Below are 4468 nucleotides of genomic sequence, written 5' to 3'. Positions count from 1 at the left end.
TCAGTCCGTCAGCCCGTGCAGCCGCCGGCGTGCGCGCTCGATGCGCTTTTCTTCCTCGTCGATCTCGGCGAGCGAGCGCTTGACGAACAGCAGGTGATCGCTCGCGGCCTTGCGCGCGCGTTCGCCGTCGCCGGCCATGATCGCCTCGAACAGGTCGGTGTGCTGCTGGCAGATCGCCTCGTGGTTGCCGGAGCGCGTGTACAGGCGCGCCAGCGAGGTCGTGATGCCGCTGTGCAGCAGGTTGAACAGGCCACGCATGATGTAGAGCAGCACGACGTTGTGCGCCGCCTCGGCGATGGCGATGTGGTACTCGGTGTCGAGCCGGGCGTCGGTCTGCGGATCGCCGCCGCCCTTGCCATGCACGGCGATCATCGCCTCGAAGCGCGTGCGCAGCGCCGCCTTGTCCTCGGCGGTGCCGCGCACGGCCGCGTAATAGGCGGCGACCGATTCCAGCGAGTGACGCATCTCGACCAGGTCGTAGAGCGCCTCGGGGTGGTTGTGCAGCAGGCCCATCAGCGGGTTCGCGAACGAGGCATCGAGCAGGCTCGATACATACGTGCCGCCGCCGCGGCGCGTCTCGACCAGACCGCGGGTTTCGAGCTTCTTGATCGCTTCGCGCAGCGACGGGCGCGACACCTCGAAGCGCGCTGCCAGCTCGCGCTCGGGCGGCAGGCGATCGCCGGGCTTGAGCCCGCCTTCGAGGATCAGGGCTTCAATCTGATGGGTGATGACGTCGGAAATCTTGGCCGGCTTCACGGGCGCTGTCCTGATAGGGGTACGGAAATCCGGTATGACCAATTAAGCCTAACAGTCGCGCTGTGAGCCTGTCGAGACGGCACATTTTGGTGCATCCGCACCGTCCCGGGTCTGATTGGTCAGGCCGCATGACCTCGACAATGACTGCCTGGCTTGTTCCCGATGAAATATCGCCACGCTTGCGGACCGGGTGCGCCACGACAGACCTCCGCAACCGGGCGGCATCTGCCGGCAGACCGGCGGCAAGTTGTCAGTGATTCCGATGATTTACCGGAATGCGGAAGCGTGACAACGATGCGCAATCGGTTGGGGGTCCGTTTCTTACAGGTGTGCGAATTTCCGGTCATATTGGTCAGGCCGGATGCCCTGAAACCGGGGCGAAGCTGAGAAAATTTCATACCGGCACGTGCAACAGGCTTGCGGGCCGATTTCATATCCGGTCCAATAGTGGTCAGATCAGTTGACCAATTGCTCCGTCGCACCTGTAAGGAAACCTTGCGAAGGAGCCGGTCGATCCGCGATCTGTCCGGCCTCGCGGTCCCCTGACCGCGGGGCCTTCGTCCGAACGTGAGCTGTCAGTGACCGGCGCCGTCCGTCCGCCTGCGGATGGCGCTGATCGGCGCGTGCGCGCGCTTTTCCCGGAGGGGGGAACAAACAACCATGTGGTCCCAAGTCTACGACCCGCTCAACAACGCCTGGCTGTCGACGGCAGCCGCGGCGATTCCCGTCATCGTGCTGCTCGGCGCGCTCGGGTTCTTCCATATCAAGGCGCACATCGCGGCGCTGATGGGCCTGGCGGCCTCGCTGCTGGTGGCGATCGCCGTGTTCGGCATGCCGGCCTCGACCGCGCTCAGCTCGGCGACCTTCGGCGCCGCCAACGGCCTGATGCCGATCGGCTGGATCATCCTGAACGTCATCTTTCTGTATCAGCTGACCGAGCGTAAGGGGCAGTTCGCGATCCTGCGCGAGAGCATCACCGGCGTCACCAACGACCGCCGGCTGCAGCTGCTGCTGATCGCGTTCAGCTTCGGCGCGTTCTTCGAGGGTGCCGGCGGCTTCGGCACGCCGGTCGCCGTCACCGGCGCGATGCTGATCGGCCTCGGCTTCTCGCCGCTCGCCGCCTCGGGCCTGTCGCTGATCGCCAACACCGCGCCGGTCGCCTATGGCGCGCTCGGCACGCCGATCATCACGCTCGCGAAGGTCACCGGCCTCGATGTCATGCAGCTCTCGGCGATGGTCGGTCGCCAGCTGCCGCTGTTCTCGCTGATCGTGCCGTTCTGGCTGGTCTGGGCCTTCTGCGGCTTCCGCAACATGATCAAGGTCTGGCCGGCGGTGCTGGTTGCGGGCCTGTTCTTCGCGATCCCGCAGTTCGTCGTCTCCAACTACTTCGGTCCCGAGCTGGTCGACGTGCTCGCCGCGATCATCTCGCTGGCCGCGCTGGCGCTGTTCCTGAAGTTCGTGTGGCACCCGAAGGAAGTCTGGACCTCGACCAGCGGCAAGGCCGAGGACAACGTCGAGCACGTCGGCGGTCACCACGGTTACACCGGCGGCGAGGTGCTGCGCGCCTGGCTGCCGTGGATCATCCTGTCGGTGCTGGTGCTGATCTGGGGCATGCCCGAGGTCAAGAAATTCTGGAACGGCGTCTGGGCGCCGGTGTTCGAGTGGCCGGGCCTGCACAACATGGTCCAGAAGGTGCCGCCGATCGTTGCGCACCCGGAGATCGAAGGCGCCAAGTACACCTTCGGCATCCTGTCGGCGACCGGTACCGGCATCCTCATCGCCGCCGTCATCTCGGGCTTCATCATGGGCTACAGCCCGCTCGGCATGCTCAAGGTCTACTGGGAAACCCTGAAGACCCTGAAGTACTCGCTGATCACGATCGTCGCGATGCTCGCGCTCGGCTACGTGACCCGCTACTCCGGCACCGACATCACCCTCGGCCTCGCCTTTGCGCAGACCGGCGTGTTCTACCCCTTCTTCGGCACGCTGCTCGGCTGGCTCGGCGTGGCGCTGACCGGTTCGGATACCGCCGCCAACGTGCTGTTCGGCGGCCTGCAGAAGGCTTCGGCGCAGCAGCTCGGCCTGTCGCCGGTGCTGATGGCCGCGGCGAACAGCGCCGGTGGCGTCATGGGCAAGATGATCGACGCGCAGTCCATCGTCGTCGCCTCGACCGCGACCCGCTGGTACGGCCACGAAGGCGACATCCTGCGCTACGTGTTCTTCCACTCGATCGCGCTCGCCTGCCTGGTCGGCATCCTCGTGACGCTGATGGCCTACGTGCCGCCGTTCACCAGCCTGGTGATCTGGCCGGCCACCGGCGGCGTGCCGGTGCACTGAGCGGCGCAGCCTGACGACATTCCCGACACTCCGAACGAAGGGGCCGCAAGGCCCCTTCTGCTTTTCCGGGCACCCATGTCGGTCGCTCCGGCGGAGCAGGGCGGCAGTCGGCGGGCGCGCATCGGGCCGGAAGACATGCACTCATTCGGATGTATAGATAAATTTTTATACCATCATTTAATGCGGTGCCGTTCAAACACCGATGTCAGATGCCAGTCATCAGACCGATTTCAGGACGACGAGCCTGCGTCGGAGAGGCAGGCGAGCTCCGGCACGGGAGAGCGTCCCGGCGCCGGCATCCGGCCCGCGGCCGGCCGCGCGGCAGAGGCGGATCACCGCAGGCTGGCGTCAGGCAAGGACCTGAATGACGCGCAAAAAAAGAGCCGGGCGGGGAGCCCGGCTTCAAACAAGACCACCAAAGGAGGAGGAGAACATCCGCAGATGTTGCGTTGCATCATATGGATCATCCGCCGGATCGTCAACGGGTTCGATAAACAAAACCTGTTGCCGTCAAGTGAACATAAAGTCATGCGAACCGGTGCCGCCCAGCCGTCCACCGTGCGGACTGCACGCCGGTATCCGGGCTGCGGCCGGCCACGCGGCAGAGACGGAGCGCCGCGGGCTTTCGTCAGGCAACTGACAGAATGACGCGCAAAAAAAGAGCCGGGCGGGGAGCCCGGCTTCAAACAAGACCACCAAAGGAGGAGGAGAACATCCGCAGATGTTGCATTGCATCATATGGATCATCCGCCGGACCGTCAACGGGTTCGATAAACAAAATTTGTTTCCGTCAAGTGAACATAAAGTCATGCGAACCGGTGCCGTTCAGCCATCCGCCGTGCCGGCGGCACGCCAGGCGTGGTAGCGGGCGCGCTGGAACACGGCAACGGCGTCGTCCTGCATCAGCACGATCTCCAGTTCCCAGCGCGCCCGGCCGCGGCTGCGGTAGTCGCCAAGAAAACGCTCGATCTCGGCCGGCGGGGGCTGACGGCAGTCGGCGAGCAGCGCGCTGCGCACCGGCCGGCGGTAGTCGGTCTCGGCGCGCCCGACCGCGACCTGGGCGTCCTCGATGCCGGCCTCGCGCAGCACCAGCGTCGTCAGCGCCCAGCCGGCCAGCGTCACGATGGCCGCCAGCGAGCCGGCGAAGGCCGTGCCCTTGTCGTTGAGGTTCGGCGCCAGCGGGGCGGCGAGGCGCAGGCCGCTGCCGTCACGACCGGCGACGTGCAGGCCCATCGCTTGCGTGAGCGGAATGTGTTGGGCGAAAAAGGCATCGAGCGGATGGCGGGATTCCATGGGCGGCGGCAGGCAGCGGAGCGGGGTGGATGCCAACCTTAGCCTTTGCGTCCGATGGCCGATGGCCGATGGCCGATGGCCG

The 4468-nt window shown here is 65.7% G+C and carries 3 protein-coding genes; 1 reads left to right on the top strand and 2 read right to left on the bottom strand.

Going from position 1 to position 4468, the window contains the following annotated elements; all coding sequences use genetic code 11:
• Positions 1-756, bottom strand: coding sequence for an FCD domain-containing protein (locus tag PKE44_RS14010; RefSeq protein WP_324552239.1), 756 nt, complete (start codon positions 754-756; stop codon positions 1-3).
• A 660-nt stretch (positions 757-1416) separates the two neighbouring features.
• Here PKE44_RS14010 and PKE44_RS14005 point away from each other — a divergent pair.
• A complete protein-coding gene (locus PKE44_RS14005; protein WP_324552237.1) occupies positions 1417-3093 on the top strand; it encodes an L-lactate permease in 1677 nt (558 codons plus the stop codon).
• 825 nt (positions 3094-3918) lie between these two features.
• On the opposite strand, the gene PKE44_RS14000 is transcribed toward PKE44_RS14005, so the two are convergent.
• Positions 3919-4386: a YiiD C-terminal domain-containing protein gene (locus PKE44_RS14000; protein ID WP_324552235.1), complete on the bottom strand. Its 468-nt coding sequence runs from the start codon at positions 4384-4386 to the stop codon at positions 3919-3921.
• Positions 4387-4468: the final 82 nt, after the last annotated feature.

Source organism: Plasticicumulans sp. (assembly GCF_035331805.1).
GTDB lineage: Bacteria > Pseudomonadota > Gammaproteobacteria > Competibacterales > Competibacteraceae > Plasticicumulans.
The sequence above is the reverse complement of the archived record's forward strand: the minus strand, read 5'-3'. Positions and strand labels throughout refer to the sequence as shown.